Genomic DNA, 22420 nt, shown 5'->3' with positions numbered 1-22420 from the left:
GAAAGAAATCTGAGGAGAATCGTGGCCGAGACCACTGTTGAGAACCCCATCGAGGGCGAGGAGACCTACGCCGAGGTCACCACCTTCGAGTCCGAGGTCCCCGTCGAGGGTGAGTACACCTCGGAGTCCCTGGCGTCGCGCTTCGGTGACCCGCAGCCGGCCGCCGGCCTGGGTCGTCGCAAGAACGCCATCGCCCGCGTCCGGATCGTCCCGGGCACCGGCAAGTGGAAGATCAACGGGCGTACGCTCGAGGACTACTTCCCGAACAAGGTCCACCAGCAGGAAGTCAACGAGCCCTTCAAGGTGCTCGAGCTCGACAACCGCTACGACGTCATCGCCCGCATCTCGGGTGGCGGCGTCTCCGGTCAGGCCGGCGCCCTGCGCCTCGGTGTGGCCCGCGCCCTGAACGAGGCGGACGTGGAGAACAACCGCGGTCCGCTGAAGAAGGCCGGCTTCCTCTCCCGCGACGACCGTGCGGTCGAGCGCAAGAAGGCCGGTCTCAAGAAGGCCCGTAAGGCCCCGCAGTACAGCAAGCGTTAATCGCCTGCTCGGTCTGCTTTGCACGTACGCCCCGGCGGCACTGCCCGTGCTGCCGGGGCGTACGTCTTTTCCTCCCCCTGGGCCCTTTCGGGCAGCTTTGACGCGAAAACGGGCATCACGCGTTCAGGGGATCGCATTTTTCGGAGCAGTTTCGGAGGACAGCTGTGGGACGACTCTTCGGCACGGACGGTGTGCGCGGTGTGGCGAACGCGGATCTGACGGCGGAGCTCGCGCTCGGCCTGTCGGTCGCGGCGGCGCACGTGCTCGCCGAGGCGGGGACCTTCGAGGGCCATCGGCCGACCGCGGTGGTCGGGCGTGACCCCCGTGCGTCGGGAGAGTTCCTGGAGGCTGCCGTCGTGGCGGGCCTCGCGAGCGCGGGCGTCGACGTCCTGCGCGTCGGTGTCCTGCCCACCCCCGCTGTGGCGTACCTCACCGGAGCGCTCGGCGCCGACCTCGGCGTGATGCTCTCCGCCAGCCACAACGCGATGCCCGACAACGGCATCAAGTTCTTCGCCCGCGGCGGGCACAAGCTCGCCGACGAGCTGGAGGACCGGATCGAGTCCGTCTACGAGGAGCACCGCACCGGCGCCCCGTGGGAGCGGCCGACCGGCGCCGGCGTCGGCCGGGTCCGTGACTACGACGAGGGCTTCGACAGGTACGTCGCCCACCTCATCGCCGTCCTGCCGAACCGCCTCGACGGGCTCAAGGTCGTCCTCGACGAGGCGCACGGCGCGGCCGCGCGCGTGTCGCCCGAGGCGTTCGCCCGGGCCGGTGCCGAGGTCGTCACCATCGGCGCGGAGCCCGACGGCCTCAACATCAACGACGGCTGCGGCTCCACCCACCTCGGCCTGCTCAAGGAAGCCGTCGTCGAGCACGGCGCCCACTTCGGCATCGCCCACGACGGTGACGCGGACCGCTGCCTGGCCGTCGACGCGGCGGGCAACGAGATCGACGGCGACCAGATCCTCGCCGTGCTCGCGCTCGCCATGCGCGAGGCCGGGACGCTGCGCGGCGACACCGTCGTCGCGACCGTGATGTCCAACCTCGGCTTCAAGCTGGCCATGGAGCGCGAGGGCCTCCAGCTGGTGCAGACGGCGGTCGGCGACCGTTACGTCCTGGAGTCGATGAAGGAGCACGGCTACGCACTGGGCGGCGAGCAGTCCGGGCACGTCATCGTCCTCGACCACGCCACCACCGGCGACGGCACCCTCACCGGTCTGATGCTGGCGGCGCGGGTCGCGGCCACCGGCAAGTCCCTCGCGGAGCTGGCCGGTGTCATGGAGCGGCTGCCGCAGGTCCTCATCAACGTGCCCGACGTGGACAAGTCCCGGGTGAAGACCTCCGGCGAACTGGCCGCCGCCGTCGGCGACGCCGAGCGGGAGCTGGGCACCACCGGTCGTGTACTGCTTCGCCCCTCGGGCACCGAGCCGCTCGTACGCGTGATGGTCGAGGCCGCCGACATCGAGCAGGCGCGGTCCGTCGCAGGCCGGCTGGCCGATGCCGTGAAGTCGGCGCTCGGCTAGGCCGTCTGACGGTCACTTGCCTCGTGGCGCACCCGGCGGCCGGGTCATCCGGCCCCGCTGGGTGCGCCACAGCAGTTTCCAGCCGATGAGCGTGAGCACCCCGGCGACGATGATGCCGGTGAGGTTCAGCAGCAACTGCTCGGCGGAGCCCCACATCTGGGCCAGATCGCCGTAGCTGAGGGCGACTGCGGCGTTCGCGGCGGCCGGGACGGTCGTCACCGAGATCGCCACGCCGACCAGCACCCCGGCCTTGGACGAGGTCAGCGAGACCACTCCGGCCACGCCCGCCAGCAGCGCGACGACGAACGAGAACGGGTCGGGCTGGAAGATGAAGCCGGTGTTCGGGCGCGCCGCGTCGAGCATGCCCTCGTCGAACTGACCGAGGCCGTCCATCACCAGGCTGAACACGGTCGTCGCGACGATCGCCGCGGCGAAGCCGACCACCAGGGCGACCGTCGAGCGCCAGACGGCCCTCGGCGCGCGCCTCACCAGGCCCGTACTGATCCCGGCGAGCGGGCCGAACTCCGGACCGACCGCCATGGCCCCCACGATCAGGATCGCGTTGTCCAGGACCACGCCGCAGGCCGCGATCATCGTCGCCACGATCATCAGGGCCGCGTAGGTGATGGTGAGGGTGGACTCCTCCTGCGAGGTGTCCGTCAGCTGCTCCCAGATCACCGCGTCCGCCGCCTCGCCCGGCGCCTCCTCCTCCGCCTTGTCGGCCCGGTCGGAGAGCGACAGGTCGATGTTGCCGACGGCGATCGACCCCACCTTGTCGATGCCCAGCTCCCGCAGGCCGTGCAGGAGTTCATCGCCGGCCTCGCGGGCCACGTCGCAGAGCACGATGTCGCCCGAGGGATCGCGAGCCACGTCCTCGAGCACCGCGACATGGGTGGTGCCCACGGTCGTGTCGATCAGTTCGAGGACCGCTGCCGTGCGGGCGGACGGGGTGATGATCCGAAGGTGCAGCATGGTCAGAGCTTACGGAGGCTCAGACGCTGCACCTTGTGATCCGGTCCCTTGCGTACGACGAGAGTGGCCCGGCCGCGCGTCGGCGCCACGTTCTCCAGCAGGTTCACCTTGTTGATGGTCCGCCACATCGTGCGGGCGTACTCCATGGCCTCGTCCTCGGAGACCTGGGTGTACTTCTGGAAGTACGAGAAGGGGTTCTGGAACGCGGTCTCCCGGAGCCGGCGGAAGCGGTTGAGGTACCAGCGTTCGATGTCCTCGGGCCGGGCGTCCACGTAGACCGAGAAGTCGAAGTAGTCGGCGAGACCGACCCGTGTCCGGCCGTCCTTGCCGGGCAGCGCCGGCTGGAGGACGTTGAGCCCCTCGACGATCAGGATGTCGGGGCGGCGGACCACGAGCCGCTCGCCGGGCACGATGTCGTAGATGAGGTGGGAGTAGACGGGGGCGGTGACCTCCGCCTTCCCCGCCTTGATGTCGGCGACGAAGCGGGTCAGGGCGCGGCGGTCGTACGACTCGGGGAACCCCTTGCGGGACATCAGCCCGCGCTCCTTCAGCTCCTCCATCGGATAGAGGAAGCCGTCGGTGGTGACCAGCTCCACGCGCGGGTGCTCGGGCCAGCGGGCGAGCAGCGCCTGGAGGAGCCGGGCGACGGTGGACTTGCCGACGGCCACGGAGCCGGCGACCCCTATGACGAACGGGGTGCCGCGCTGCTCGGCACGCTCGCCGAGGAACGTGTTGAGCGCGCCGCGCAGCCCGCTGGTGGCCTGGACGTACAGATTGAGCAGCCGGGAGAGCGGCAGATAGATGTCCCGGACCTCGTCGAGGTCGATGACGTCGCCGAGCCCCCGCAGCCGCTCGACCTCGTCGGCGGAGAGCGGCAGCGGCGTCTTGTCGCGCAGCGCGCTCCACTCGTCCCTGGTCAGGTCGACGTAGGGCGTGGCCTCGGGCCGGCGCTGGCTTCGTGGCGGCGAAGTGATCACGGGTCCCATTGTCGTGGGTGACGGGCGGATGTGGGCCGTGGGCTCGGTCACGCGGAAAACCTGTTGTCCGACCCCCGCTCTACCGTGATCATGCTGGTTGCCGCGTGGGGTGGACCCGCGCGGGGGGACGCCGTCTCATGGGGCGGCACGAGGGAACAGAAGGTCGCATCCAGATGCGTACGTCCGTGAGAACCGCCGCCGCTGTCGCTTCCGCCGCCTCGCTGGTGCTGGTGCTTGCCGCCTGTGCCGGGGACAAGAGCGAGGACAAGGGGAAGGACGCGCCCAAGGGGTCCGCGTCCGCTTCCGCCGCGCCCGACGCGAAGGCGCTGTCGGCGGCCGAGCTGGAGAAGCTGATCGTCGAGCAGGCCGACCTCAAGGGCTACCAGGTCCAGAAGGCCGAGCCCGCGGACGTCGTGAAGCCCGGGGACGTCAGCGCGGACAAGCCCGCCTGCACGCCGCTCGCCGAGGCGATGTCCTTCGTCGCGACCGGCAAGCCGGGCGCCAGCGTGCAGCGCAAGGCCATCGAGATGCCGAAGACGGAAGGGGCGACGGCCTCGCCCGAGGAGGCCCTGGGCATCCTCAGCGCCCCGGTGACGTCCGTGACGCTCGGCTCGTACGACGGCGGCGGCGCCCAGGAGGCGCTGGCCTCGCTGAAGGCGGCGGGCACGGAGTGCGCGGGCGGCTTCACGCTCATCGGCGGCGGCGAGAAGACGAAGATCACCAAGGTCGCCCCGGACACCGTGACCGCCGGCGAGGAGGCGCTCGCCTTCACCGTCACCACGGACGTGGAGGGGGAGGAGTGGACGAGCAAGCTGGTGGCCTTCCGTAAGGGCAACACGCTGGCGTCGTTCTCGGTCATCAGCCTCGGCGGCAAGGTCAAGGAGCAGCCGAAGACCCTCATCGACGCGCAGGCGGCCAAGCTCGGCTGACTCCGGGTCTCCGGGCGGGTTCGGTCGTAGGCTGCCGACATGTGCGGAATCGTGGGTTACGTCGGCGGGCAGTCGGCGCTTGATGTGGTGATCGCGGGCCTCAGGCGGCTCGAGTACCGGGGCTACGACTCGGCCGGTGTCGCGGTGCTCTCCGACGGGGGACTGGCCGCGGCGAAGAAGGCGGGCAAGCTCGTCAATCTGGACAAGGAGCTGGTGGACCGGCCGCTGCCGAGCGGGTCCACCGGCATCGGACACACCCGCTGGGCCACCCACGGCGGGCCGACCGATGCCAACGCGCACCCGCATCTGGACAACGCGGGCCGTGTGGCCGTCGTCCACAACGGGATCATCGAGAACTTCGCCGCCCTGCGCGCGGAGCTGGAGGAGCGCGGCCACGCACTCGCGTCCGAGACGGACACCGAGGTCGTGGCGCATCTCCTCGCCGAGGAGTTCTCCTCCTGCGGCGACCTGGCGGAGGCGATGCGGCTCGTGTGCCGGCGGCTCGACGGGGCGTTCACCCTGGTCGCCGTGCACGCGGACGAGCCCGACGTGGTCGTCGGGGCGCGCCGCAACTCGCCCCTGGTGGTGGGGGTCGGCGAGGGGGAGTACTTCCTCGCCTCCGACGTCGCGGCGTTCATCGCGCACACCCGCGCCGCGATCGAGCTCGGCCAGGACCAGGTCGTGAAGCTGTCCCGCGAGGGCGTCGAGGTCACCGACTTCGCCGGCGCCCCCGCCGACGTCCGGTCGTACCACGTGGACTGGGACGCCTCGGCTGCCGAGAAGGGCGGCTACGACTACTTCATGCTCAAGGAGATCGCCGAGCAGCCGAAGGCCGTCGCGGACACCCTGCTCGGCCGGATCGACGGCGACGGCCGGCTCCGGCTCGACGAGGTGCGCATCCCCGACGCGGTCCTGCGCGAGGCCGACAAGATCGTGATCATCGCGTGCGGCACCGCCTTCCACGCGGGCATGATCGCGAAGTACGCCATCGAGCACTGGACCAGGATCCCCTGCGAGGTGGAGCTCGCCAGCGAGTTCCGCTACCGCGATCCGATCCTCGGCCAGCGCACGCTCGTCATCGCGATCTCGCAGTCGGGCGAGACGATGGACACGCTCATGGCGCTGCGTCACGCGCGTGAGCAGGGTGCCAAGGTGCTGGCGGTGTGCAACACGAACGGGTCGACCATCCCGCGCGAGTCCGACGCCGTTCTCTACACGCACGCCGGTCCCGAAGTCGCCGTCGCGTCCACCAAGGCCTTCCTGACGCAGTTGGTGGCCTGCTACCTGCTCGCGCTCTACCTCGGGCAGGTGCGCGGCACGAAGTGGGGCGACGAGATCCACGCCGTCGTGCGCGAGCTCGCCCGGATCGCCGACGAGGTGGAGCGCGTCCTGGAGACCATGGAGCCGGTACGGGCCCTGGCCCGCTCCCTCGCCCACAAGGACACCGTCCTCTTCCTCGGCCGGCACGTCGGCTACCCGGTCGCCCTGGAGGGCGCGCTGAAGCTGAAGGAGCTGGCGTACATGCACGCCGAGGGCTTCGCCGCCGGTGAGCTGAAGCACGGCCCGATCGCGCTCATCGAGGAGGACCTGCCGGTGGTGGTGGTCGTGCCGTCGCCCCGCGGGCGCTCCGTCCTGCACGACAAGATCGTCTCCAACATCCAGGAGATCCGGGCGCGCGGGGCACGGACGATCGTGATCGCGGAGGAGGGCGACGAGACCGTCGTCCCGTACGCCGACCATCTGATCAGCATCCCGGCAACGCCTACGCTGCTACAGCCGCTGGTCTCCACCGTGCCGCTGCAGGTCTTCGCCTGCGAACTGGCGACGGCACGGGGCAACGAGGTGGACCAGCCGCGGAACCTGGCGAAATCTGTGACCGTGGAGTGAGCGAATGATCATCGGGGTGGGGATCGACGTGGCGGAGATCGACCGCTTCGCCGTGTCGATCGAACGGACGCCGGGGCTGCTGCAGCGCCTCTTCGTCGACGGCGAGCTGCTGCTGCCGAGCGGCGAGCGCCGGGGCCCCGCGTCCCTGGCCGTCCGCTTCGCCGCCAAGGAGGCGCTGGCCAAGGCCCTGGGCGCGCCCGCGGGGCTGCACTGGACGGACGCGGAGGTCTATCTGGAGGCCAGCGGTCAGCCCCGGCTGCGGGTGCGCGGCACGGTGGCGGCGCGGGCGGCGGAACTGGGCGTCCGGCACTGGCACGTCTCGCTGAGCCATGACGCGGGGGTGGCGTCGGCGGTGGTGATCGCGGAGGGGTAGGGCCGTTCGTGGACGAGCCCCGGGGGCCGGCCGATGCCGGCCGGACCCCGGGGCTCCGCGCGCGGCCCGGGGCCGGCGGGAGGTGTCGCGCGCGTGTCGGTGGGGCACCCACGCGATGCGTGGTGCGATTGATTAGGTGAGCCTAACCTAAGTTAATCGCCGAGGGGGCGTCAACCCCTGCTTCCGGGCGGGCGCTTGGGAGGTGCGGCAGACTGCGGACCATGCGTACCGCTTACCGCGTGGAGACCGTACGGGCCGCCGAGGCCGAGCTGATGGCGACGCTGCCCGAGGGGGCGCTGATGCAACGGGCGGCGGCGGGGCTCGCCGCCGCGTGCTTCTCGCTGCTCGGCCGGGGCCATGTGTACGGGGCGAGGGTCGTCCTGCTCGTCGGCAGCGGGGACAACGGGGGTGACGCCCTGTACGCGGGCGTGCGGCTCGCCCGGCGCGGGGCGGGAGTGACGGCCGTCCTGCTCGGCTCGCGGGCCCACGAGGGCGGCCTCGCCGCCCTGCTCGCGGCCGGGGGACGGGTGGCGGAGGACCCGTTCGAGGCGCTCGCCGTGGCCGACCTCGTCCTCGACGGGATCACCGGGATCGGCGGGCAGGGCGGCCTGCGGCCGGCCGCGGTCCCGGTCGCCCGGGCGGCGCGCGGCTCGGACGCGGCCGTGGTCGCCGTCGACCTGCCGAGCGGGGTGGACGCGGACTCCGGGCAGGTCGCGGGGGAGGCGCTGCGGGCGGACGCGACGGTGACGTTCGGGGCGTACAAGCCGGGGCTCCTGATCGACCCGGCGCGTGCGTACGCGGGCGCGCTGCGGCTCGTGGACATCGGCCTCGCGGACCGTCTGCCGTCCGTGCCGGACGTGGAGGCGCTGCAACACGAGGACGTGGCCGGGCTGTTGCCGGTGCCGGGTGCGGAGAGCGACAAGTACCGGCGGGGTGTGGTGGGCGTCGTCGCGGGCTCCGCCCGCTACCCGGGCGCCGCGGTGCTCGCCGTGACCGGCGCGCTGCGGGGCGGTGCGGGCGCGGTGCGCTACGTGGGGCCGGCCGGTGACGCGGTGATCGCCCGCCACCCGGAGACGCTGGTGCACGAGGGGTCGCCGGGGAAGGCGGGGCGGGTGCAGGCGTGGGTCGTCGGGCCGGGCCTCGGCGACGGGCCGGGAGTCGCGGACGCCCTGGCCTCGGACGTGCCGGTCCTGGTCGACGCGGACGGACTGCGCGAGCTGGACGAGGAGGCGGTACGGGCGCGCACGGCGCCGACCCTGCTCACCCCGCACGCGGGGGAGGCGGCGGCGCTGCTCGGCGCCTCGCGGGAGTCGGTGGAGGCGGAACGGCTCGGGGCGGTACGGGAGCTGGCGGCCCGCTTCGGCGCGACGGTGCTGCTGAAGGGCTCGACGACGCTGGTGGCGGAGGGTTCCGGTCCGGTACGCGTGAACCCGACCGGTACGTCGTGGCTGGCGACGGCGGGCAGCGGGGACGTGCTGTCCGGGCTCGCCGGGTCGCTGCTCGCGGCCGGCCTGCGCGCCCGGGACGCCGCTTCGGTGGCCGCGTACCTCCACGGCCTGGCGGCCCGCCGCGCCTCGGGCGGCGCCCCGATCGCGGCGGGCGACGTGGCCGAAGCCCTGCCGGCCGCGTGGCGGGACGTGGTGTCGTAGGCCGGTCAGGCCGGTGGGCCGGTGGGCTTGTAGTGGGCCGTGAGCCCGTGAGCCCGTCGGTCGGTCGGCCGGTCGGCTTGTAGTGGGCCGTGGGCCCGTCAGCCCGTCAGCCGGTCGGCAGGTCGGCAGGTCGGCCCGTCAGCCGGTCGGCCGGTCGGCTTGTAGTGGGCCGTGGGCCCGTCAGCCCGTCAGCCCGTCAGCCCGCCAGCCGGTCGGCAGGTCGGCCGGTCAGTAGGTCGATCGGTCGGCAGGTCAGCCGGTCGGCAGGTCGGCCGGTCAGTAGGTCGATCGGTCGGCAGGTCGATCGGTGGGCTGGTCGGCCGGTCAGCCGGTCAGCCGGTCGGCAGGTCGGCAGGTGGGGCAGTCGGGCCTCCCCGCCGGGGGTCGCCGCGGCCCGCGTCGCCCCCGTACGGGCCCCGCCGGGGCTCCGGGCGTACGGCCCGACGCGTGAGGGTGATCGGGCCGACAGCCCGGGAAAGCGGTGCGGGGGCCGACACCTGAGAGACTGGGCGCGATGACTGAGACACCGCCGCCCCGCAGAGCCCGCGCCGAGATCGACCTCGGTGCGCTGCGTGCGAACGTCCGCACGCTGCGTGCCCGTGTCGCGCCCCACGCCCAGGTCATGGCCGTGGTCAAGGCCGACGCGTACGGACACGGCGCCGTCCGCTGTGCCCGCGCCGCGCTCGACGCCGGTGCCGCCTGGCTCGGTACCGCCACCCCGCACGAGGCGCTCGCGCTGCGCGCCGCCGGGATCACGGACGTCCCGGTCCTGTGCTGGCTCTGGACCCCCGGCGACCCCTGGGCCGAGGGCATCGAGGCCGGTCTCGACATGACCGTCAGCGGGCTGTGGGCCCTGCGCGAGGTCGTCGAGGCGGCGCGGGAGACCGGGCGGCGGGCCCGTATCCAGCTCAAGGCCGACACCGGCCTGGGGCGCAACGGCTGCCAGCCCGCCGACTGGCCCGAACTCGTCGGCGAGGCGCTCAAGGCGGAGAAGGACGGGCGCGTCACGGTCACCGGACTCTGGTCGCACTTCGCGTGCGCCGACGAGCCGGGCCACCCCTCCATCGCCTCCCAGCTCGACGTCTTCCGCACGATGCTCGACTACGCCGAGAAGGCCGGAGTCCGGCCCGAGGTCCGGCACATCGCCAACTCCCCGGCCACCCTCACCCTCCCCGAGACCCACTTCGACCTGGTCCGGCCCGGCATCGCCATGTACGGCGTCTCGCCCAGTCCCGAACTCGGCGCCCCCGCCGACTTCGGGCTGCGGCCCGTGATGACGTTCAAGGCGAGCGTCGCGCTCGTGAAGCAGGTCCCGGCCGGCCACGGCGTCAGCTACGGACACCACTACGTCACCGAGCGCGAGACCCGGCTCGGGCTCGTGCCGGTCGGGTACGCCGACGGCGTCCCCCGGCACGCCTCCGGCCGCGGTCCCGTCCTGGTCGGCGACCGGGTGCGCCGGGTCGCCGGGAGGGTCGCCATGGACCAGTTCGTCGTGGACCTCGACGGCGACACCGTCGAGCCCGGCACCGAGGCCGTGCTCTTCGGCCCCGGCGACCGGGGCGAGCCGACGGCCCAGGACTGGGCCGAGGCCGCCGACACCATCGCGTACGAGATCGTCACCCGCATCGGCGCGCGCGTCCCGCGCGTCTATGTCAACGGCTGAGCGAACGGGCAAGTACCGACCGAACAGGGAGCGGCAGTGAGCGAGTCCAGCACCGACAACTGGCGGCGTGCCGGTCTCGCCGGCGCCGCGATAGGCGTCCTCGCCGCCGGCGCGGCGGCCGGGGTCGCCGTGGAGCGGCTCACCGTCGGGCGCGGCATGCGGCAGAAGGCGCGGCTCGCCCTCGACACCTCCGCGCCCTACGGCGCCCTGCGCGGCACTCCCGGCAAGGCGGTCGCCGACGACGGCACCGAGCTCTACTACGAGACCGATGCCGTCGAGTCGGACGCGCCGGCGCCGCGCCGCCGCAGACTCTTCGGCCGCAAGGCGCCCGCGCCCGTCACCGTGGTCTTCAGCCACGGCTACTGCCTCGGCCAGGACTCCTGGCACTTCCAGCGGGACGCGCTGCGCGGACTCGTCCGTACCGTCTACTGGGACCAGCGCAGCCACGGCCGCTCGGGCCGGGGCGTCTCCCAGTCCGGGCCGGACGGGGTGCCGGTCTCCATCGACCAGCTCGGCCGCGACCTCAAGGCCGTCATCGACGCCGCCGCGCCCGAGGGGCCGCTGGTCCTGGTCGGGCACTCCATGGGCGGCATGACGATCATGGCCCTTGCCGACCGCCACCCCGACCTCGTCCGCGAACGGGTCGTCGGCGTCGCCTTCGTCGGTACGTCGGCGGGGAGGCTGGGCGAGGTGAACTACGGTCTGCCCACGGCCGGGGTCAACGCGGTGCGGCGGGTCCTGCCGGGCGTCCTGAAGGCGCTCGGCGCGCAGGCCGAACTCGTCGAACGGGGCCGCAGGGCCACGGCCGACCTGTTCGCCGGGCTGATCAAGAAGTACTCCTTCTCGTCCAGGGACGTGGACCCGGCCGTCGCCCGATTCGCCGAGCGGATGATCGAGTCCACCCCGATCGACGTGGTGGCGGAGTTCTACCCGGCCTTCGCCGAGCACGACAAGGCGGCGGCGCTCACGGCCTTCCTCGACGTGCCCGTGCTCGCGCTCGCCGGCGACCGCGACCTGGTCACCCCCAGCTCGCACACGGAGGCGATCGCCGATCTGCTGCCCGACGCCGAGCTGGTCATCGTGCCCGACGCCGGGCACCTGGTGATGCTGGAGCACCCCGAAGCGGTGACGGACCGGCTCGCGGACCTGCTGGCGAAGGTCGGAGCGGTGCCGGCGACCGCGGCCAGGGCGGGCGCCGGCAGCAGTTAGGTTGGGCCGTATGGAAGAACCGCACTCCGCTGCCACCCTCGACATCGACTCCCCGGAGGAGATGCAGGAGATCGGCCGTCGTCTGGCGAAGCTGCTGCGCCCGGGCGACCTCGTGATGCTCACCGGCGAGCTCGGCGCCGGCAAGACGACGCTGACCCGCGGCCTGGGCGAGGGCCTCGGCGTGCGCGGCGCCGTCACCTCCCCGACCTTCGTCATCGCCCGCGTCCATCCGTCGCTGGTCGGCGGTCCGGCCCTGGTCCACGTCGACGCGTACCGCCTCGGCGGCGGACTCGACGAGATGGAGGACCTCGACCTGGACGTCTCGCTGCCCGAGTCGGTGGTCGTCGTGGAGTGGGGCGACGGCAAGGTCGAGGACCTCACGGACGACCGGCTCCACATCCTGATCCACCGCGTGGTGGGTGACACGGACGACGACCGGCGCACGGTCGCGCTGCACGGGATCGGCGCGCGCTGGGCGGACGAGAACCTCGCGCTGAGCTGAACGTACGTAGGTTCCGACAAGGTGTCGGGAAGATGTTGCGGCGAGCGCACGAGCCGTGGTGACATGGATGCACGAGCTGGTTAGGTGTACCTAACCTACGGGAGGCATGCATGGCGACGCCAGAGCGCGAGCGCGCGGAGGCGCGGATCTCGATGAGTGAGCTGCTGGCGTCCTGTGCCGCGGCGAACGTGGTGTCGACCCCGCCGAGAGAGTCCGACAGCCCGGAGAACGTCCGCCCGGAGAACGTCCGTCCGGACACCGTCGAGCGGGACGTCGAGCGCGAGGCGGCGTAGCCCGTACGGGTGAAGGCGCGGTGCTGCGGGGCGGGTACGCCACGGCGCGTGGGCCGCGCGCGCCAGGCGCGCGTGCACGGGAGCGCCGCGGAGGAGCCGAACCGCCGGCCGCCTGGCGTGGCGGCTCCGACTGCGTCCGGTCGTCGCGTCCTACGCGACGACCACGACCTTCGCGCCGATCGACGCGAACGTCCACATCGCGTTGCCGTCCGCGCGCTTCATGCGGATGCCGCCCGTCTTCCGCGTCGCGTCGGGCGTCGGGAGCGAACCGTCGACCGCGGCGCTGAAGCCGACCGACACGTCCTGCACGCTCGCGAACCGCACCACGTGCTCGATCTGCACGCCGTCCGAGCCGGTCACCGCACCCGAGCGCGAGGTCACCTTGTACGACCCGGGCGCCGGGTGGACCGTGCTCGGCATGACCGAGAAGGTCTGCGTGGCCTGGCCCTTCGCGTCCACCAGCCACACCCGCCGCTCGCCCAGCGCGTAGACGACACGCGTCCCGGTGCCCGAGTTCGCCGGCACGGCGAGCGGGTCCTTGACGGGCTTCGGCGGGCCACCGGTCGCGGCGGAGGAAGGGGCCGCGGTGGTCCTCGGCCTGGCCGAGACGTCCGCGGGCGCGTTCGCCGACGCCTGGTAGGCGAGGAAGGCGACCGCGGCGACCGCCGCCGCCGTGAGCCCGGCCACGAATCCCGAGCTGCTCCGTGCCACCCTGCCGCCCACCTTTCTTTCGTACGTACGTATCGGTCGTGACGGTAGCAGTCGCGGGCGACCGGGACGGGGCGCCGTGCGGGCCTGCCGGGAGCCGTAGGCTGTTTGCGTGCTCTTGCTCGCCATGGATACCGCCACGCCCGCCGTCACCGTCGCCCTCCACGACGGCGAATCCGTCGTCGCCGAGTTGCGGCAGGTCGACGCCCGCCGCCACGGGGAGCTGCTGCTGCCCGCCGTCGACCGGGTCCTGAACGAGGCCGGGCTGAAGCTCGACGCGGTCACCGGCCTCGTGGTCGGCGTCGGACCGGGGCCGTACACCGGTCTGCGCGTCGGTCTCGTCACCGCCTCGACCTTCGCCTCCGTCCTCGGCGTGCCCGTGCACGGGCTCTGCACCCTGGACGGGCTCGCGTACGCCTCCGGGATCGAGGAGCCGTTCGTCGTCGCGACGGACGCGCGCCGCAAGGAGGTCTACTGGGCGCGGTACGAGAACTCCCGTACGCGCGTCACCGACGCGGCCGTCGACCGGCCCGCCGAGATCGCCGAGCAGGTCGCCGGGCTGCCGGTCGTCGGCGCGGGGGCACGGCTGTACCCCGAGGCCTTCCCGGACGCCCGCGACCCCGAGCACCAGTCGGCGGGCGCGCTGGCCGCGCTGGCGGCGGAGCGGCTCGCGGCGGGCGCCGACTTCCTCGATCCGCTGCCGATGTACCTGCGGCGTCCCGACGCCCAGGTGCCGAAGAACTACAAGGTGGTCACGCCCAAGTGACCGCCGGACAGCCCGCCGCCGGACAGCCCGCCGCCGAGCCCGTGGGGTCCGGACAGCCCGCCGGACCGTCCGTGTCCGGCGCCGCGGCGCTGCGCGAGATGCGCTGGTGGGACCTCGAGCCCGTGCTCGTGCTCGAACACGAGCTGTTCCCCGAGGACGCCTGGTCCGAGGGGATGTTCTGGTCCGAGCTGGCCCACGCCCGTGGCCCGCGTGCCACCCGCCGCTATGTCGTGGCGGAGGCCGGGGGGCGGATCGTCGGGTACGCGGGGCTGGCGGCCGCCGGCGGCCTCGGCGACGTCCAGACGATCGCCGTCGCCCGCGAGCAGTGGGGCACCGGACTCGGCGCGCGGCTGCTCACCGACCTGCTCCACCACGCCACCGCGTTCGAGTGCGAAGAGGTGCTCCTGGAGGTGCGGGTGGACAACACCCGGGCCCAGAAGCTGTACGAGCGCTTCGGCTTCGAGCCGATCGGCTTCCGGCGCGGCTACTACCAGCCGGGCAACGTCGACGCGCTGGTGATGCGACTGACCGTTCAAGCAACTGAGACCGAAACTGGAACTGATTCCGATGGCTGCTGACGAACCGCTCGTACTCGGTATCGAGACCTCCTGCGACGAGACCGGGGTCGGCATCGTCCGGGGCACGACGCTGCTCGCCGACGCCGTCGCCTCCAGCGTCGACACCCACGCCCGCTTCGGCGGCGTCGTGCCCGAGATCGCCTCCCGCGCCCACCTGGAGGCGATGGTCCCGACCATCGAGCGCGCCCTGAAGGACGCCGGGGTCTCGGCCCGCGACCTCGACGGCATCGCCGTGACGGCGGGCCCGGGTCTCGCGGGAGCGCTGCTGGTCGGCGTCTCGGCGGCCAAGGCGTACGCGTACGCGCTGGGGAAGCCGCTGTACGGCGTGAACCACCTGGCCTCGCACATCTGCGTCGACCAGCTGGAGCACGGCCCGCTGCCCGAGCCGACGATGGCGCTCCTCGTCTCCGGCGGCCACTCCTCGCTGCTGCTCGCCCCCGACATCACCGCCGACGTCCGGCCGATGGGCGCGACCATCGACGACGCGGCCGGCGAGGCCTTCGACAAGATCGCGCGCGTCCTGGACCTCGGCTTCCCCGGCGGCCCGGTCATCGACCGGCTCGCGCGGGAGGGCGACCCGAACGCGATCGCCTTCCCGCGCGGACTGACCGGCTCGAAGGACCCCGTGTACGACTTCTCCTTCTCCGGTCTCAAGACGGCGGTCGCCCGCTGGATCGAGGCCAGGCGCGCGGCGGGCGAGGAGGTGCCGGTACGGGACGTGGCCGCGTCCTTCCAGGAGGCCGTCGTCGACGTGCTCACCCGCAAGGCCGTACGTGCCTGCAAGGACGAGGGCGTCGACCACCTGATGATCGGCGGCGGCGTCGCGGCCAACTCGCGGCTGCGGGCGCTGGCCCAGGAGCGGTGCGAGCGGGCCGGTATCCGGCTGCGGGTGCCGCGCCCCGGGCTGTGCACGGACAACGGCGCGATGGTGGCGGCCCTGGGCGCCGAGATGGTGGCCCGGAACCGGCCGGCCTCCGACCTGGAGCTGTCGGCGGACTCCTCGCTGCCGGTGACGGACCCGCACGTGCCGGGCGCGGACGGCCATGGTCACGGCCACGCTCACGGACACACCCACGACCACGACCACGTGCACGAGATGAGCAAGGAGAATTTGTACCCGTGATCCTCACGCTCATGTGGGAGGCCCGGGCCGTCCAGGGCCGGGGCGCCGAACTCCTGGAGTGGGCGCGGTCGCGGGAGCTTCCGCACGAGCCGCTCCGGCGCGAGACCTTCCGGGCCCCGCAGGACCGGGTGCTCGTGCTGACCTGGTGGGACGCCCCGGCGCCGGACGCCGAGCTGCCCGAACTCCCGGAGCCCGCGGCGGACCTCATCACCAGGCCGGTGCACCGCTGGCGCTTCGAGTCCGTCGACTGAGGCAACCTCCCGGCCGCGTTCGCCATCATCCACGGCGTGAGACTCGGCGTGGACAAGAAGATCGTGACCTGGGCGGCGCTGACCGCCGCCGCGCTCCTCGTGACGGGCTGCGGCGGTCCGGCGGGGGCGGAGACCCCCGGCACCGCACCGTCCGCGCCGGCGACGGCCTCCGCCCGGACCGGGGCTCCGGCTCCCGACCGGGCCGCCGAGACCTCGGCGGCGTACCGCAAGTGGGGGCTGAAGCCCTTCGCCGCCCCGCCCGCGCCGCCCCGGGTGAAGCCGGTCAAGCGGAGCCCGGGCGGTCCCGTCCCCGTCATCAGCGAGATACCGACGAAGGACAAGATCGTCTTCATCACGATCGACGACGGGGCCGAGAAGGACCCGGAGTTCGTGAAGATGATGGAGGAGCTCGAGGTCCCGGTGACGATGTTCCTCACCGACTCCGCGATACGCGCCGACTACGCGTACTTCGCCCGCCTGGGCGACCTCGGCAACGGCGTCGCCAACCACACCCTGACCCACCCGAACCTGCCCACCCTCGGCCGGGCCGCCCAGAGCCGGGAGATATGCGGCCAGCAGACGAAGCTGGCGAAGGAGTACGGCGCGAAGCCGCGGCTCTTCCGCCCGCCGTACGGCAACTGGAACGAGGACACCCGCGCGGCCGCGGGCTCGTGCGGTGTCGACGCGATCGTGCTGTGGCGCGAGGCGATGCAGATCAAGAACATGCAGTACCAGCGCGCGGACGGGAAACTGCACCCGGGCGACATCATCCTGGCCCACTTCCGGGGCCCGGCCGAGCTCAAGGGCACGTCGATGACGCGTATGACGGCCAACATGCTCCGCCACATCCAGGAGCAGGGCTTCACGGTCGCCCGCCTGGAGGACTACGTCTAGAAAGTCTTCTCCTCCTCGTGTCGATGCGGGGCGGGCCCGTTCGACGTATGAGTGAGAGGCGGGGATCGGCCCCGCCCGCCACGCAAGGAGAACGACCATGCCCCGCTATCTGACGATGGTCCGCATCGAAGAGGGCGCCTTCGAGATGGAGGACGCCGACCCGGGCTTCGACGAGCGCATGGGCGCGCTCTTCGAGGAGATCACCAAGGCCGGGGTGATGCTGGAGACCGCCGGGCTCAGGCCGACCAAGGAGGGCAAGCGCGTCGTGTGGGAGGGCGGGAAGATCTCCTACACCGACGGACCGTTCACCGAGACCAAGGAGGTCGTCGGCGGCTACTCGATCAGCCAGTGCCGGGACCTGGCCGAGGCCGTCGAATGGTCGAAGCGCTTCCTGGAGGTCCACCCGCCGCAGTGGAAGGTGACGTGCGAGGTGCGCGAGATCGAGGAGATGTGACGCGGCCGGGGCGGGTGGTGCCATGGTTGACCCATGACCGCACCCGCCCCCGGCGCCGTCGAGACCGTCTTCCGGATGGAGTCGCCGCGGATCATCGCCGCCGTCGCGCGGATCGTCCGTGACGTCGGCATCGCCGAGGAGATCGCCCAGGACGCCTTCGTGGCCGCACTCGAGCAGTGGCCGCGGACGGGCGTCCCCGACCGGCCCGCGGCCTGGCTGACGGCCGCGGCCAAGAACCGCGCCGTCGACCTCGTACGGCGCCGGGAGACGTACGCGCGCAAGCTGGCCGAGGTCGGGCGGGAGCTGACCGAGGAGTCCCACGACCCCGAGCCGTCCGGGCCCGGCGACATCGACGACGACCTGCTGCGGCTGATCTTCACCGCCTGCCACCCGGTGCTCTCCGCCGAGGCGCGGACCGCGCTGACCCTGCGGCTGGTCGGCGGGCTGCGCACCGACGAGATCGCACGCGCCTTCCTCGTACCGGAGGCGACGGTCGCGCAGCGGATCGTCCGGGCGAAGCGGACGCTGGCGACGGCGGGTGTGGAGTTCGAAGTGCCGTACGGGCAGGAGCGGGCGGCCCGGCTGGGCTCCGTCCTGGACGTCATCTACCTCGTCTTCAACGAGGGGTACGCGGCCACCGCCGGCGACGACCTCCTGCGGCCGGCGCTGTGCGAGGACGCGCTGCGGCTGGCCAGGGTGCTCGCGGGGCTGATGCCGAAGGAGGGCGAAGTCCACGGCCTGGCGGCCCTGCTGGAGATCCAGGCCTCGCGGACCGCGGCCAGGACCGGTCCGGACGGGCGGCCGGTCCTCCTCGCCGACCAGAACCGGAGCCGCTGGGACCGGCGGCTGATCCTGCGCGGCTTCGAGGCGCTCGGGCGGGCGGGCGAGTGCGGGGCGTACGGTCCGTACGCCCTCCAGGCCACGATCGCCGCCTGCCACGCGAAGGCGCCGGCCTACGAGGAGACCGACTGGCGGACGATCGCCGCGCTGTACGAACGCCTCGCTGCCGTCGCGCCCTCGCCGGTCGTCGAGTTGAACCGCGCCGTCGCCGTCTCGATGGCCGAGAGCCCGGAGGCCGGTCTCGCCCTCGTCGACGAGCTGGCGGAGGAACGCGCCCTGGCGGGGTACCACTTGCTGCCGAGCGTCCGCGGTGACCTGCTGGAACGGCTCGGGCGGCCGGACGAGGCGCGCGCGGAGTTCGAGCGGGCGGCCTCGCTGACCCGTAACGAACGGGAGCGGGAGCTGCTGCGGGAACGGGCGGCGAGGGCGGCGCGGCCGGAGCGGACGGCACCGACGGAGCCCGGTGACCGGGCGGAACGGGCGGACGGGCGGGGCGCGTCGGAGGCTCGGTAGTCTCGGCGCATGTCCCCACGCGCACCCCTGCCTCCGCCTCCGCCGCCCGCCGAGATACGGAGCTGGCCCGACCGTGCGGCCCGACTGGCCGACCGGGCGCGGGCGATGGCCGAGCTCAACCGCCAACTGCTGGGCGGGGCACGGCTGTCGGTCTTTCTGCTGTGGGTGGCGGCCCTCCAGCTCGGCTGGGGGATCTGCGGCGCCGGGTTCATCATGCTGGACGAGTCCCTCGACCCGTTCTCGGGCCTGTTCGCCTGCTTCTTCGTGGCCCTCGGGCTCGGCGCCGTGGTTCCCGCCGTCTTCTTCCTCGCCCGGGGTGTCCGCCGCGACCGCCGGGCGCGGGAACGGCTGGTCCAGTGGGCCGCCCTGGACGGCGACCGGGCGGCCGACGCGCGGCTGCGGGAGCCCGTCCTGAGCGTGGTCTGGCTGCTGCTCTCCGTCGCGCTGTGCGCCCTCGGCCTCTGGATCTCGCTGGCCGTGCCCGCGGAGGCGACCGGGCCGGGAAGGGGCGGCCACGGCGCGCTCGTGTACTTCGTGGGTGCGGGGCTCGGCCTCTGGATCAGCGGCCTGACCGGTGTCGTGAAGGCGGTCGGGCACTACCGGCTGGCGGTCCGGCTCGCGGCGTAGCGCGCTACGCCGCCGGGTGGCCGATCAGCATCGTCGGGGCTCCCGCGACCCGGGTCAGGACCACGGTGGCGGCGTTCGGGCCCTTCGGCTTGACCCGGCGGCGGATCTCCTCGGGCTCGACCGCCGAGCCGCGCTTCTTCACCGTCAGCGTGCCGACCTCCCGCTCCCTCAGCAGCGCCTTGAGCTTCTTGAGGTTGAAGGGCAGTTCGTCGGTGATCTCGTACGCCGTGGCGTACGGGGTGGGGGTGAGGGCGTCCGCCGTGATGTACGCGATCGTCTCGTCGATCAGGCCCCCGCCCAGCTCCTCGGCCACCTCGGCGACCAGGTGCGCGCGGATGACCGCGCCGTCCGGCTCGTAGAGGTAGCGGCCGACCGGGCGGACCGCCGGATCGGGCAGGCCGCGGCCGGTCAGGCTCGCGCCGGAGGGCAGGAGGGTGGCGCGCCGGGTGCCCGGGGAGGTACCGAACCACAGCACGGCCTCCTTCACGTCCCCGCCGTCCGAGATCCACTCGGCCTCGGCCTCCTCCGGGACCGCCTCGTGCGGGATGCCGGGGGCGATCTTCAACGCCGCGTGCGGGGCCGTACGGGCGGCCTCGACGGCCCAGGAGAGCGGCGGCGAGTACGCCTCGGGGTCGAAGATCCTGCCCCGTCCGCCGCGCCGGGCGGGGTCCACGAAGACGGCGTCGTAGGGGCTCGTGTCGATCTCGGTCACGTCCGCGCACCGCACCTCGATCAGGTCGGCGAGCCCGAGCGCGTCGGCGTTGGCGCGGGCGACCTCGGCCGTCAGCGGGTCGCGGTCCACGGCGAGGACCGCGATCCCGGCGCGGGCGAAGGCGAGGGCGTCCCCGCCGATCCCGCCGCACAGATCGGCCACGCCGCGCACCCCGAGGCCGCGGAGCCGCTCGGCGCGGTACGCCCCGACCGTCGCCCGCGTCGACTGCTCGACGCCGTTGGGGGTGAAGTACATCCGGTACGCGTCCTCGGCGCCGAACTTCGCCACCGCGCGCTGACGCAGCCGGGCCTGCCCGAGCGCCGCGGAGACCAGCTCGGCGGGGTGCTCACGGCGCAGCCGGGAGGCGACGGCCAGTTCCCGGGCCGGGTCGTAGTCGCGCAGGGCGGTGAGCAGCGTCTGGCCCTCGGGGGAGAGCAGGGCGGTGAAGGCGGCGAGGTCGGTCACCCGTCCCATTGTGGGCCAGCCGGGGGACGGTGGGCGCCGGGGCGGCGGTGTCGGCGGCCCCGGGGGTCTCGGCGCTGACAGGATGCGGCGCCATGCAGCTAGTACGACAAAAAGAACAGATGCGAATGAAGCGGGCGCTGCGCCTGCGCCGGTCGGTGGGTGCGGCGCTGGTCGTCGCCGCGCTCGGATCCGCCTGTGCGGGCCCCTCGGGAGGGGAAGCGGGAGGGGAAGGGGGCGCCGAGAGCGGACGCAAGGCGCCCGCGCCTCCCGCCGCCGGCCAGCAGCAGGGCCAGGGTGCGGCCGCCGCACTCGACTCGTACGTCGAGAAGGTCCGCGAGCGGCGCGCCGCCCGGGTGCTCGCCGCCAAGAAGTGGGGCCTCGAACGCCCGCCCCTGGAGGCCCCGGCCCCGCCCGCGGTGAAGCCGAAGATCACCACCCGCAAGGGCTTCGAGACCGACGGCGAGGGACTGCCGCCCGTCTTCACCACCGTGCCGACCAAGCAGAAGGTCGTCTTCCTGACGATCGACGACGGCGCGGAGAAGGACCCCGAGCTGCTGCGGATGATGAGCGAGCTGCAGATCCCCTACAGCGCCTTCCTCAGCGACTACGTCGTCAAGGACGACTACGGGTACTTCCGGAAGATGCGGGACTCCGGTGTCTCCCTGCACAACCACACCCTCAACCACCGCTACCTGCCCGGACTTTCGTACACGGCGCAGAAGCGGGAGATCTGCGGGATGCAGGACGTCATCGAGAAGCAGTTCGGCAAGCGGCCCCCGCTCTTCCGCCCGCCGTACGGCAACTACAACGAGGACACGCTGCGCGCGGCGAAGACGTGCGGGGTGAAGGCGGTCCCGCTCTGGGCCTCCGAGGCCTTCCCGGACCGGATGGAGTGGCGCGAGTGGGACCGGGACCTGCACCCCGGTGACATCGTGCTCACGCACTTCAGGGGCAAGGAGGACTGGAAGGGCTCGATGGCCGACATGGTCCGCCGTGTGATGAAGACGATCACGGCCAAGGGGTACGCGGTCGCGAAGCTCGAGGACTACGTGTGAGACGCGCGCGCCGGCTGGCGGCGGGTCTGGTGCTGGCCGGCGCGCTCACCGGGATGACGGGGTGCGCCTCGTCCGTGGACCCGATCGAGCGCCTGGGCCGGAAGGCGGCCGTACGGGTCGGGGAGGCGAGAGCGGGGGACGGAGCGGTCTCGAGGACGGCGGTCCGCGTGCTGCACCGGCTCGCCCGGCTCGACGACGGAGGCCGTCCGGCCGGCCGAGGAGGGCTCCGGCCTTGAGGGGCTCCGGCCTTGAGGGGCTCCGGCCTTGAGGGGCTCGGCGCCGCCCTGTCGCACCTGTGTGCGGAACCAACCGGGCCGTCGCGCCGTTTCCCGTACCGGGACCGAAGCGCCACGCGACGCTGAATTGGCACTCCGCTTGACCGAGTGCTAATCCCGGTCATAGTCTCGGCTCTGGCACTCCCCACTGGAGAGTGCCAACACAGCGACGGGCAGGTCCGGCACCCGCGACGACGGATCCACCTGGTCGCCACCCCAGACAGTTAGCCCCGTGAGATCTCCGAAGGGGGAGGTCGGATCGTGACGACCACCAGCTCCAAGGTTGCCATCAAGCCGCTCGAGGACCGCATTGTGGTCCAGCCGCTCGACGCCGAGCAGACCACCGCCTCTGGCCTGGTCATCCCGGACACCGCGAAGGAGAAGCCCCAGGAGGGTGCTGTCCTCGCCGTCGGTCCGGGCCGCTTCGAGAACGGCGAGCGCCTGCCGCTCGACGTCAAGGTCGGCGATGTCGTGCTGTACAGCAAGTACGGCGGCACCGAGGTGAAGTACAACGGCGAGGAGTTCCTCGTCCTCTCGGCTCGCGACGTGCTCGCGATCATCGAGAAGTAATTCACCGAAGTACCTGAAGCACATGCTTTGAGCTGCGCCCCTGACCCCGCACCGGGCGTCCGGGGCGCAGTT

General features: G+C 72.8%; 26 protein-coding genes. 21 read left to right on the top strand and 5 right to left on the bottom strand.

Annotation, left to right across the window (positions count from 1 at the left end; genetic code table 11):
- Window positions 1–21 precede the first annotated feature (21 nt).
- On the top strand, window positions 22–540 hold the full coding sequence (rpsI, locus tag ACFVGW_RS26005; RefSeq protein ID WP_352188402.1) for a 30S ribosomal protein S9: 519 nt from the start codon (window positions 22–24) through the stop codon (window positions 538–540).
- Between the two features lie 164 nt (window positions 541–704).
- A complete protein-coding gene (gene glmM / locus ACFVGW_RS26000; RefSeq protein ID WP_385853666.1) occupies window positions 705–2063 on the top strand; it encodes a phosphoglucosamine mutase in 1359 nt (452 codons plus the stop codon).
- A 12-nt stretch (window positions 2064–2075) separates the two neighbouring features.
- Here the strand turns inward: glmM and ACFVGW_RS25995 are convergent, their stop codons facing one another.
- Window positions 2076–3035: a DUF389 domain-containing protein gene (locus ACFVGW_RS25995; RefSeq protein ID WP_385853665.1), complete on the bottom strand. Its 960-nt coding sequence runs from the start codon at window positions 3033–3035 to the stop codon at window positions 2076–2078.
- A 2-nt stretch (window positions 3036–3037) separates the two neighbouring features.
- The gene (gene coaA / locus ACFVGW_RS25990) at window positions 3038–4012 is read right to left on the bottom strand and encodes a type I pantothenate kinase (RefSeq protein ID WP_383223129.1); all 975 of its coding nucleotides are present in this window, start codon (window positions 4010–4012) and stop codon (window positions 3038–3040) included.
- 173 nt (window positions 4013–4185) lie between these two features.
- On the opposite strand from coaA, the gene ACFVGW_RS25985 reads away from it, so the two are divergent.
- The 4 genes from ACFVGW_RS25985 to ACFVGW_RS25970 all read left to right on the top strand — a co-directional run bounded on the left by ACFVGW_RS25985 (window position 4186) and on the right by ACFVGW_RS25970 (window position 8850).
- Window positions 4186–4941, top strand: coding sequence for a hypothetical protein (locus tag ACFVGW_RS25985; protein WP_385853664.1), 756 nt, complete (start codon window positions 4186–4188; stop codon window positions 4939–4941).
- A 39-nt stretch (window positions 4942–4980) separates the two neighbouring features.
- Window positions 4981–6828, top strand: coding sequence for a glutamine--fructose-6-phosphate transaminase (isomerizing) (gene glmS / locus ACFVGW_RS25980; protein ID WP_385853663.1), 1848 nt, complete (start codon window positions 4981–4983; stop codon window positions 6826–6828).
- A gap of 4 nt (window positions 6829–6832) precedes the next feature.
- Entirely contained in the window at window positions 6833–7201 is a 369-nt protein-coding gene (locus ACFVGW_RS25975) for a holo-ACP synthase (RefSeq protein WP_352188408.1), read from the top strand.
- Between the two features lie 221 nt (window positions 7202–7422).
- Window positions 7423–8850 carry an NAD(P)H-hydrate dehydratase gene (locus ACFVGW_RS25970; protein ID WP_385853662.1) on the top strand — a complete coding sequence of 476 codons (1428 nt, stop codon included), beginning with the start codon at window positions 7423–7425 and terminating at the stop codon, window positions 8848–8850.
- A gap of 188 nt (window positions 8851–9038) precedes the next feature.
- Here ACFVGW_RS25970 and ACFVGW_RS25965 read toward each other — a convergent pair whose 3' ends face one another.
- Complete coding sequence (locus tag ACFVGW_RS25965; protein ID WP_385853711.1) at window positions 9039–9149, bottom strand: PT domain-containing protein; 111 nt, start codon at window positions 9147–9149, stop codon at window positions 9039–9041.
- A gap of 215 nt (window positions 9150–9364) precedes the next feature.
- Between ACFVGW_RS25965 and alr the strand changes: the two genes are divergently transcribed.
- From alr to ACFVGW_RS25945, 4 genes are all read left to right on the top strand, one after another.
- Window positions 9365–10513: an alanine racemase gene (gene alr / locus ACFVGW_RS25960; RefSeq protein ID WP_385853661.1), complete on the top strand. Its 1149-nt coding sequence runs from the start codon at window positions 9365–9367 to the stop codon at window positions 10511–10513.
- A gap of 36 nt (window positions 10514–10549) precedes the next feature.
- Window positions 10550–11722 (top strand): alpha/beta fold hydrolase, encoded by a 1173-nt coding sequence (locus ACFVGW_RS25955; RefSeq protein ID WP_383223141.1) that lies wholly within the window; start codon window positions 10550–10552, stop codon window positions 11720–11722.
- 10 nt (window positions 11723–11732) lie between these two features.
- Entirely contained in the window at window positions 11733–12224 is a 492-nt protein-coding gene (gene tsaE, locus ACFVGW_RS25950) for a tRNA (adenosine(37)-N6)-threonylcarbamoyltransferase complex ATPase subunit type 1 TsaE (RefSeq protein WP_352188412.1), read from the top strand.
- Between the two features lie 110 nt (window positions 12225–12334).
- The gene (locus ACFVGW_RS25945) at window positions 12335–12517 is read left to right on the top strand and encodes a hypothetical protein (RefSeq protein WP_385853660.1); all 183 of its coding nucleotides are present in this window, start codon (window positions 12335–12337) and stop codon (window positions 12515–12517) included.
- A 150-nt stretch (window positions 12518–12667) separates the two neighbouring features.
- Here ACFVGW_RS25945 and ACFVGW_RS25940 read toward each other — a convergent pair whose 3' ends face one another.
- The gene (locus ACFVGW_RS25940) at window positions 12668–13228 is read right to left on the bottom strand and encodes a hypothetical protein (RefSeq protein ID WP_385853659.1); all 561 of its coding nucleotides are present in this window, start codon (window positions 13226–13228) and stop codon (window positions 12668–12670) included.
- Window positions 13229–13337: 109 nt separating this feature from the next.
- Here ACFVGW_RS25940 and tsaB point away from each other — a divergent pair, with 109 nt between their 5' ends.
- The 8 genes from tsaB to ACFVGW_RS25900 all read left to right on the top strand — a co-directional run bounded on the left by tsaB (window position 13338) and on the right by ACFVGW_RS25900 (window position 19271).
- Window positions 13338–13991, top strand: coding sequence for a tRNA (adenosine(37)-N6)-threonylcarbamoyltransferase complex dimerization subunit type 1 TsaB (gene tsaB, locus ACFVGW_RS25935; RefSeq protein ID WP_385853658.1), 654 nt, complete (start codon window positions 13338–13340; stop codon window positions 13989–13991).
- A gap of 98 nt (window positions 13992–14089) precedes the next feature.
- Entirely contained in the window at window positions 14090–14569 is a 480-nt protein-coding gene (gene rimI / locus ACFVGW_RS25930) for a ribosomal protein S18-alanine N-acetyltransferase (protein ID WP_383223378.1), read from the top strand.
- Window positions 14559–15692: a tRNA (adenosine(37)-N6)-threonylcarbamoyltransferase complex transferase subunit TsaD gene (gene tsaD, locus ACFVGW_RS25925; RefSeq protein ID WP_383223147.1), complete on the top strand. Its 1134-nt coding sequence runs from the start codon at window positions 14559–14561 to the stop codon at window positions 15690–15692. Before rimI ends, tsaD begins: the two co-directional genes overlap by 11 nt.
- Entirely contained in the window at window positions 15689–15943 is a 255-nt protein-coding gene (locus tag ACFVGW_RS25920; protein WP_383223149.1) for a hypothetical protein, read from the top strand. The genes tsaD and ACFVGW_RS25920 overlap by 4 nt, the downstream gene beginning before the upstream one ends.
- Before the next feature lie 36 nt (window positions 15944–15979).
- The gene (locus ACFVGW_RS25915; protein WP_383572538.1) at window positions 15980–16837 is read left to right on the top strand and encodes a polysaccharide deacetylase family protein; all 858 of its coding nucleotides are present in this window, start codon (window positions 15980–15982) and stop codon (window positions 16835–16837) included.
- Between the two features lie 97 nt (window positions 16838–16934).
- Entirely contained in the window at window positions 16935–17291 is a 357-nt protein-coding gene (locus tag ACFVGW_RS25910) for a YciI family protein (protein ID WP_385853657.1), read from the top strand.
- A 33-nt stretch (window positions 17292–17324) separates the two neighbouring features.
- Window positions 17325–18644 carry an RNA polymerase sigma factor gene (locus tag ACFVGW_RS25905; RefSeq protein WP_385853656.1) on the top strand — a complete coding sequence of 440 codons (1320 nt, stop codon included), beginning with the start codon at window positions 17325–17327 and terminating at the stop codon, window positions 18642–18644.
- A 9-nt stretch (window positions 18645–18653) separates the two neighbouring features.
- Entirely contained in the window at window positions 18654–19271 is a 618-nt protein-coding gene (locus ACFVGW_RS25900; protein ID WP_385853655.1) for a hypothetical protein, read from the top strand.
- A gap of 4 nt (window positions 19272–19275) precedes the next feature.
- Here ACFVGW_RS25900 and ACFVGW_RS25895 read toward each other — a convergent pair whose 3' ends face one another.
- Entirely contained in the window at window positions 19276–20457 is a 1182-nt protein-coding gene (locus ACFVGW_RS25895; protein ID WP_385853654.1) for an SAM-dependent methyltransferase, read from the bottom strand.
- 116 nt (window positions 20458–20573) lie between these two features.
- On the opposite strand from ACFVGW_RS25895, the gene ACFVGW_RS25890 reads away from it, so the two are divergent.
- The 3 genes from ACFVGW_RS25890 to groES all read left to right on the top strand — a co-directional run bounded on the left by ACFVGW_RS25890 (window position 20574) and on the right by groES (window position 22348).
- Window positions 20574–21503, top strand: coding sequence for a polysaccharide deacetylase family protein (locus ACFVGW_RS25890; RefSeq protein WP_385853710.1), 930 nt, complete (start codon window positions 20574–20576; stop codon window positions 21501–21503).
- Window positions 21500–21739: a hypothetical protein gene (locus ACFVGW_RS25885; protein ID WP_385853653.1), complete on the top strand. Its 240-nt coding sequence runs from the start codon at window positions 21500–21502 to the stop codon at window positions 21737–21739. The genes ACFVGW_RS25890 and ACFVGW_RS25885 overlap by 4 nt, the downstream gene beginning before the upstream one ends.
- Window positions 21740–22039: 300 nt before the next feature.
- The gene (gene groES / locus ACFVGW_RS25880) at window positions 22040–22348 is read left to right on the top strand and encodes a co-chaperone GroES (protein WP_057584642.1); all 309 of its coding nucleotides are present in this window, start codon (window positions 22040–22042) and stop codon (window positions 22346–22348) included.
- The last annotated feature ends 72 nt before the right edge of the window (window positions 22349–22420 follow it).

The sequence above is a fragment of the Streptomyces sp. NPDC127129 genome, assembly GCF_042671585.1.
GTDB lineage: Bacteria > Actinomycetota > Actinomycetes > Streptomycetales > Streptomycetaceae > Streptomyces.
Note: the sequence above shows the minus strand (reverse complement) of the source record. Positions and strands in the feature narration are given on the sequence as shown.

Excerpts from the sequence above, each read along its gene's own strand:
- ACFVGW_RS25995 (WP_385853665.1), bottom strand. The coding sequence starts at position 3,035 with ATGCTGCACCTTCGGATCATCACCCCGTCCGCCCGCACGGCAGCGGTC.
- ACFVGW_RS25985 (WP_385853664.1), top strand. The coding sequence starts at position 4,186 with ATGCGTACGTCCGTGAGAACCGCCGCCGCTGTCGCTTCCGCCGCCTCG.
- glmS (WP_385853663.1), top strand. The coding sequence starts at position 4,981 with ATGTGCGGAATCGTGGGTTACGTCGGCGGGCAGTCGGCGCTTGATGTG.
- ACFVGW_RS25975 (WP_352188408.1), top strand. The coding sequence starts at position 6,833 with ATGATCATCGGGGTGGGGATCGACGTGGCGGAGATCGACCGCTTCGCC.
- ACFVGW_RS25970 (WP_385853662.1), top strand. The coding sequence starts at position 7,423 with ATGCGTACCGCTTACCGCGTGGAGACCGTACGGGCCGCCGAGGCCGAG.
- alr (WP_385853661.1), top strand. The coding sequence starts at position 9,365 with ATGACTGAGACACCGCCGCCCCGCAGAGCCCGCGCCGAGATCGACCTC.
- tsaE (WP_352188412.1), top strand. The coding sequence starts at position 11,733 with ATGGAAGAACCGCACTCCGCTGCCACCCTCGACATCGACTCCCCGGAG.
- ACFVGW_RS25945 (WP_385853660.1), top strand. The coding sequence starts at position 12,335 with ATGGCGACGCCAGAGCGCGAGCGCGCGGAGGCGCGGATCTCGATGAGT.
- rimI (WP_383223378.1), top strand. The coding sequence starts at position 14,090 with ATGCGCTGGTGGGACCTCGAGCCCGTGCTCGTGCTCGAACACGAGCTG.
- tsaD (WP_383223147.1), top strand. The coding sequence starts at position 14,559 with ATGGCTGCTGACGAACCGCTCGTACTCGGTATCGAGACCTCCTGCGAC.
- ACFVGW_RS25910 (WP_385853657.1), top strand. The coding sequence starts at position 16,935 with ATGCCCCGCTATCTGACGATGGTCCGCATCGAAGAGGGCGCCTTCGAG.
- ACFVGW_RS25905 (WP_385853656.1), top strand. The coding sequence starts at position 17,325 with ATGACCGCACCCGCCCCCGGCGCCGTCGAGACCGTCTTCCGGATGGAG.
- ACFVGW_RS25900 (WP_385853655.1), top strand. The coding sequence starts at position 18,654 with ATGTCCCCACGCGCACCCCTGCCTCCGCCTCCGCCGCCCGCCGAGATA.
- ACFVGW_RS25895 (WP_385853654.1), bottom strand. The coding sequence starts at position 20,457 with ATGGGACGGGTGACCGACCTCGCCGCCTTCACCGCCCTGCTCTCCCCC.
- ACFVGW_RS25890 (WP_385853710.1), top strand. The coding sequence starts at position 20,574 with ATGAAGCGGGCGCTGCGCCTGCGCCGGTCGGTGGGTGCGGCGCTGGTC.